This is a genomic window from Nostoc sp. (assembly GCF_036917675.1).
Classification (GTDB): domain Bacteria; phylum Cyanobacteriota; class Cyanobacteriia; order Cyanobacteriales; family Nostocaceae; genus Nostoc.
Genome location: NZ_JBALCT010000022.1, coordinates 61,770 through 68,041 on the forward strand (window position 1 = coordinate 61,770; position 6,272 = coordinate 68,041).

At 44.8% G+C, this 6,272-nt stretch carries 5 protein-coding genes and 2 pseudogenes; 6 read left to right on the forward strand and 1 reads right to left on the reverse strand.

Translation table 11 applies throughout. The annotated features are described in order from the left end of the window. The first annotated feature begins 115 nt into the window (after positions 1 to 115). The 3 genes and pseudogenes from V7K31_RS08605 (at position 116) to V7K31_RS08610 (ending at position 1,949) form a co-directional block, all read left to right on the forward strand. Entirely contained in the window at positions 116 to 784 is a 669-nt protein-coding gene (locus V7K31_RS08605) for a hypothetical protein (RefSeq protein ID WP_335093791.1), read from the forward strand. A 15-nt stretch (positions 785 to 799) separates the two neighbouring features. Beyond that, positions 800 to 901: pseudogene (locus V7K31_RS31835) on the forward strand (type II toxin-antitoxin system RelE/ParE family toxin); the annotation flags it as partial. Positions 902 to 1,118: 217 nt separating this feature from the next. Continuing rightward, positions 1,119 to 1,949 carry a dienelactone hydrolase family protein gene (locus V7K31_RS08610; protein ID WP_335093799.1) on the forward strand — a complete coding sequence of 277 codons (831 nt, stop codon included), beginning with the start codon at positions 1,119 to 1,121 and terminating at the stop codon, positions 1,947 to 1,949. 66 nt (positions 1,950 to 2,015) lie between these two features. On the opposite strand, the gene V7K31_RS08615 is transcribed toward V7K31_RS08610, so the two are convergent. Next, the gene (locus tag V7K31_RS08615; protein WP_335093793.1) at positions 2,016 to 5,132 is read right to left on the reverse strand and encodes an MFS transporter; all 3,117 of its coding nucleotides are present in this window, start codon (positions 5,130 to 5,132) and stop codon (positions 2,016 to 2,018) included. Positions 5,133 to 5,639: 507 nt separating this feature from the next. Between V7K31_RS08615 and V7K31_RS08620 the strand changes: the two are divergent. The 3 genes and pseudogenes from V7K31_RS08620 to V7K31_RS08630 form a co-directional block, all read left to right on the forward strand. Next, positions 5,640 to 5,819, forward strand: a pseudogene (locus tag V7K31_RS08620) (high light inducible protein). Positions 5,820 to 5,864: 45 nt separating this feature from the next. Further along, positions 5,865 to 6,074, forward strand: a complete 210-nt coding sequence (locus V7K31_RS08625) for a high light inducible protein (RefSeq protein ID WP_335093794.1) — start codon at positions 5,865 to 5,867, stop codon at positions 6,072 to 6,074. A 50-nt stretch (positions 6,075 to 6,124) separates the two neighbouring features. Then, a partial coding sequence (locus V7K31_RS08630) for a high light inducible protein (protein ID WP_335093800.1) occupies positions 6,125 to 6,272 on the forward strand: 148 nt, incomplete at its 3' end.

Below are 6,272 nucleotides of genomic sequence, written 5' to 3' on the forward strand. Positions count from 1 at the left end.
AGGCTTTTGAATTGAGGGCTGAAAAGCTTTATTCTACTGAGTCTCTACAACAGGCGAGCGCTGCAAGTGTTGCCCAGTTCAACAACAAGAAATTTACAAGGCCACTCTCCAAAAGATGCAACAAGCTCAAAGTGAAGGAAGATTACAGAGAGCGATCGCACTTTTAAAAAATACCCTGACTACCTTTTCTCGCTCTGACGGACTTGATTTACTACAAAAACTTAAAGGAAAAGAACAGTTCCGCCAAGGGCTAGCAGCAGAAAAAGCCAATGATTTTAAAGCGGCTGCATCTCTTTATGAAACTGCTAAATTCCTCTTGCCAAATCCCACAGACTGCCAAATTCGGTTAGCACTTGTGGCAATTAAAACCAAGGAATGGGCAACCGCACTATTCCACCTAAAGGCTATAGCTGGAGAACAAGCTGCTTACTTGCGGGGATTTGCCTACGCCCAACAAGAAAATTTACAGGTAGCTTATAGGGAATGGCAAGGGCTGTCTACTCCTAAACTTGCCAAGCAACGAAAAATCATCAAAAATATTTCCCAACGTCAACGCCTACTATCCCTACAGAATATTGAACATTTAGTGAATGCTAGAAATTGGGATAAGGCTAAAATAGCGAGTACAGAATTTCTCCACAAATTTGGTTTTGATGCGTTAGTAGATAAAAATTTTAATGAGCATATTCAGCCACGTTTAGAAGCGGAAGTATGGCAAATTGGCGATTTTATTGCATGGGATGCACCAAGTTTTGACCAGGTATTTGTAAATAGGATATTTTAATCTGTAGAACGTCTAGAACAGTTTCCCTGCTCAGGGCGTCTAGTACCGGAGATCGCTCAAGAAGATATTCGAGAGATAATATTTGGTAATTACCGGATTGTATATAGTCAGCAATGATGAGGTAAGTATTTTAACGGTGTTTCATTCTTCAAGGCAGCTTAAGCTTTAACAAAAGGTCATTTTTATATGCCGATCGCTCTTTGTATGTATGTAAAAACTCAGGTAGCAAAGGCAGTCAGTATTGCAGTAAACTAATTGGTAAACCGTAGTATTCGCATTATACTACTGTACGGTCAACCAACAATAAAACTTTCGCCAATTCAAGGTAGAGATGATGCAAGAAGTAACTCGCCGCAAATTTATTGCAACAGCCACCCTAGCGACAGGTTTTGCCCTCGCAGTACAACCCATTTCTGCTGGAGTCATTACCACCAATGCTAAGGGCTTGGTAGCTGGTGCGGTGAAAATTCCCGTCAAAGATGGCGAAATTCCTGCCTATAGAGCAGCACCTGCCACTGGTGAAAATTTCCCCATCGTCCTGGTAATCCAAGAAATCTTTGGCGTACACGAGCATATTCAGGATATCACTCGTCGCTTTGCCCAGTTGGGATATTTAGCGATCGCACCCGAATTATTCATCCGTCAAGGCGATGTCTCGAAGTTAAGCAGCATAGACGAAATTCGCCCAATTGTCGCCAAAGTGCCAGATGCCCAGGTGCTATCCGATCTCGATGCTACGGTACACTGGGCAGTGAAATCAGCTAAAGGTAATGCCAACAAATTGGCAATTACAGGCTTCTGCTGGGGCGGCCGCATTACCTGGCTGTATGCAGCACACAACCCCAAGGTGAAGGCTGGTGTGGCTTGGTATGGGCGACTCGTGGGCGATGCTACCGAACTTCAGCCCAAGAATCCCATCGATATTGCATCAAAACTGACAGTCCCGATTCTCGGACTCTACGGCGGGAAAGATACGGGTATTCCCATCAATACAGTAGAGCAGATGCGCGATCGCTTAAAGTCCAGCAGCAGCAAATCTGAAATCATCGTCTATCCCGATGTACCCCACGCTTTTTTTGCCGATTATCGCCCCTCCTACCACGAGAAAGAAGCTAAAGAAGGTTGGAAACGTCTTTTGGCATGGTTTAAGCAGCATGGCGCGTAAATCTGCGGAACAAAAAAAGCCTCCCGGTATGGGAGGCTTAATAGTTAGCGGAGAAAACTTGTTAAACTACGGCCTTGCAGCGATCGCTCCTCCTAATGCAGAGAAAACTGCGGAGACGGATGCTGTGGCAAATAGCCACCAAGCGGCTGTAGCTGCGGCTTTGCGGGTTTCTTCTGCTTGCTTCTGTGCTTGATGCTTCACCTGTTCTAGGCGGCGTTGTGCTTCTTGCTGTATGCGTTCTGCACGTTGCAATACTGTGTTACGGGCCCGTTCAATTTGGTCGATGATGCCGTTGGCATCTTCCTCAGAGATGTCTTCACGAGAACTCATAATTGCCACCAGAGTCTCACGATCAAAAGAAGATAGGCGATCGCGCAGGGCATCAAATCCCGCCTGGGGATCGTCAAAAAATGTGCGAACATCGCGCTTGATATTATCGTAATTGAGTTCTGGACGATCTAAGGAGTTGAGATAGTTACGGATGCGGCCAAAAACCCCGTCAATTGCATCTTGAATGCCTCGTTGGATGTTCCGCACTTGTTCTACAAATTGATCCCTTACGGACACCATGTTATCGGCAATTCGCGCCGCTTCTTCATCGGAAATATCTTCCCGAATTTTCAGCAGGGCGATGATCGTAGAACGGTCAAAATGGGAAAGGCGATCGCTAAAAGTTTCCACCCCAACTCGCGGATCGTGCAACAATAATTGCAAGTCGCGCTTGATTCCTTCCGGGTTGAGTTCTTCTTTGCCAGTTTGGCGCAGATACTCTTCCAGATAACCTTTGAATGTTTCCACTCTTTGCTGTGTGCGGGTAGCTAAACGACGAGGCGCACGCACAAAGTTGCGAATCGAGTTTTGTGTGGAATCAATGATTTCATTGACTTGTTCTTCACTTAAGTCTTGGCGTTGACTGAGCAACTTCACCAGTGTATCTCGGTCTACCTGCGACAACCGACGGCGTAGTGCTACGGCTCCCTCCTTGGGATTTTCAAACAATCTGGTCAAATCCCGTTGAATACCTTCTGGATTCAGTTCTTGTTTTCCAGTATTCCGCAGGTAATCTGCGATCGTGGTACTAACAGAGTCGTATTGCTCTTTAGCTTTATCGACTACCGCTTGTGGTGTGTGGCGAATGCTATGCCACGACTCCTCAGCAGCATTGATGGCTTGATTAACTTGATCTTCACTCAAATCTTCCCGTTGACTCAACAACTGTACCAAGGTATCGCGGTCAAAGCGAGACAACCGCGCCCGAATTGAGGTAATTCCAGCTTGAGGATCTTCCAGTAGCTTTTTGAACTCAGCGCGGATGGCATCAGGATTCAGTTCTGATTTCCCTGTATTACGCAGATATGATTCTACATTCAGCCACAGGGTTTCTGCTTGATATTGTGCCTGTTCTGCTAGTCCTTTGGATTCTACCAAGACGCGATCGCGTTGTTTTTCCAACTCATCGAGAATGGTGTCTACTTCATATAGCTGGACATCATTACGTTGCAGCAATATCTCCCGCATTTCCTGGCGTGTAACCTGCGCCAGTCGCAAGATCAGGGTTTCATAATCTGCCTCTGGGTCTTCCAACAGTGGTCTAAAATTCTGCTCAACGCCTTCGGCTGTCAAATCTGCTTTCGGGGTAACGAGCAGATAACTTTCCACTCCCCGTTGCAAGTCTTGGACTATCTCTCTTTCTTCAACAGCTGTCACTGTCACCAGCACCTCTTTGCGGACAGCTTCTAGCTGATTTGCAATGCGCTGAATTTGGGCTTGGGTAAGCAGTCCTCGCTGTTGCAGGATGTTGACGAAATCGTTCCGGGATAGTCGTTCTACTTCTCTTTTGACTATTCCTGAGTCAGCAGCTGGATCGTAGATGACATCACGAAATTCCTGAGCGATTTTTTCCTGACTCAGTTGCCAAGCATAAGTGTTGTGCAGGTAGTTTTCGACATCAGCCCGAATTGGGCTATAGGGTTGCGATGGTGTTGGCAATCCTAGCTTATCGGCTTGTTGAGTGACTTTATCTTTGGCACTGGTGAGGCTACCCAAGATTTTTTCCACATCCAAATCAGGCAAATCTGTCCGTCCCAACACAGTGGCGGTTAAGGCAGATAGTCCTTGCTGAAGTGTACTTTGAATTAGCCCTGGAGCCGCCTTTTGGTCAGCTTGTTTGGAATCACGCTTTTCTGCTACTAACCGATCCAGCTTGGCGTTGAGTTCATCTGTCTTGCTTTGTCCTGCTGGAACTGATTTTAGATAATCCATTAACTCACCCAGACCGTCTGGGGTGGGTGATTGCTGACTTACCACTTGCTGCCAAACTTTATACAACGTATCAGCAATGCGGCTAACGTCTTTTTTGGAAAGGTCGGTGCGACTGCTGACTAACTTGATAAACTTTTGGCGGTCGATGTTGCGAATATCTGAAGTCCCAGCGATCGCTTTTAATTGCGGATCGTTGAGTAAATTTTCAAAGTCACCCCGAATTTTCGATAAATCTAGCTCTGGGGGACGGATCTTTTCTAAGTAATCTTCTATGTTCTCCCGGATACTTGTAGGGTCGATGGCGCTCCCTAGTTCCCGACGGATAGCGCTAGCGGCAGCTTCAGCCGTCGCTACAACTTGGTTATTGACAGCTTTTGCGCCCAGTGCGGCGGTGGCTGTCCCCATAATCGCCTGAAACCCAGAAGTTGCCGTATTGACGACTGAGCCAATTAAGGAACCTACGGTGGTGGAACTTACCCAAACGAGGATTAAAAAGTAAGCACCCCAAATTACCAAGCCGAGAATCGCTCCCAATGCTGGGTCTAAGATTACAAGACTCAATTTCACCGCCAGAAAAGAAGCGATTAATAAGGCGATCGTCACAGTGACTAATGTCCAAATCCCCACTGCTGTGCCGATTTTGCGAATGCTGCCGCCCAAACTTCCGACTTCCCCAGAATCTGAATCCGAGTCAGATGAGTGCCCCAGGTAGGAAATACCGGCTGCAAGGGAGAGATTAGTTAGAACTAATTGGAAAGCAAAGGCTAGAATCACGCCGGAGATTAAAGCTACAAAAAAGCGAGGACCGGAAGTGAGAACCGATGCCTGTGCTGGCGTGACGTTTGAGGTATCTACTGGAACCTGTGACATCCACAATAGTGGTTTGTAGAGTCCCACCATGATTTCCGTACTTTGGAACATTGTATTTCCTTGTTCTAAGTTTTAATTTAGGGAATTAAGAATTTCTTGAGAAGCAACTCTTAGTATGTATTTATGTCTGTACCTATGGCAATACCTAACTCTGTTTAGCTCAGAATCGTAGACTTTAGCTGTTTTAAGCATCTCTCCAAAGGCTGAAAACTTTATCCAGCAAAAGATATAAGTTTTATTATCTAACTGTGAAAATGTTCGGTATGAACTTAAAAAGCTGGCTAATTCTTGGCTGCAACTTTTTAATTTTAATTGCTTAATCACAACGATTGATTTTTCTGCAATTATAGTTTAATCATTAAAAAGTTACATTTATTTATATTTTTATTTTTATCACCCTCTGAGGGTGGATTTCTCTGCACGAATATGTTGTTGATTATGTGCCTGTAGTTTGTGCCTACAGGCAGAAAGCAATCTAGTTATTAATAGCTACATTAAAGTTAACAAACGAATTGTTAAGGATAACAAAGATGGCAACTTGTTCTTACAGACAGAGATTTGTCAGTAATTGCAGCAAAAGGTAATGGTTGCGATCGCAATGATTTTCTGTTTGGCTAGACACATGAAGCCGAAATCTGAAACTTTCGTTTAGCAATCATTGGCTTCCTTGCTTATTTACTTTGGGATTTGGCAGGTTATAGCGTCCTACGCGACGTTTTATATCTGATTGGCTACTAGATAGAAATTAAACACCTAAAAAGCTACTAAATTTTGGAGAAACAAATGGCAACTCAAGAAACTCGGACTTCTACTGATTTACCACCTGTTGCAGCATCATACAACGGCGTAGATCGCAATGCTTTTCTGTTTGGCTTTACTCCTCAAGCCGAAATTTGGAATGGTCGCTTGGCAGCTATTGGCTTCCTTGCCTATTTACTTTGGGATTTGGCAGGTTATAGCGTCCTGCGCGACGTTTTACATCTGATTGGCTAGTAGAAATTAAACACCTCAAAAGCTACGCTACTAAAATTTTGGAGAAAAAAATGGCTATTAAAGAAACTCGTTCTTCTACTGATTTACCACTTGTTGCACCCGAATACAACGGCGTAGATCGCAATGCTTTTCTGTTTGGCTTTACTCCTCAAGCCGAAATTTGGAATGGTCGCTTGGCAGCTATTGGCTTCCTTGCCT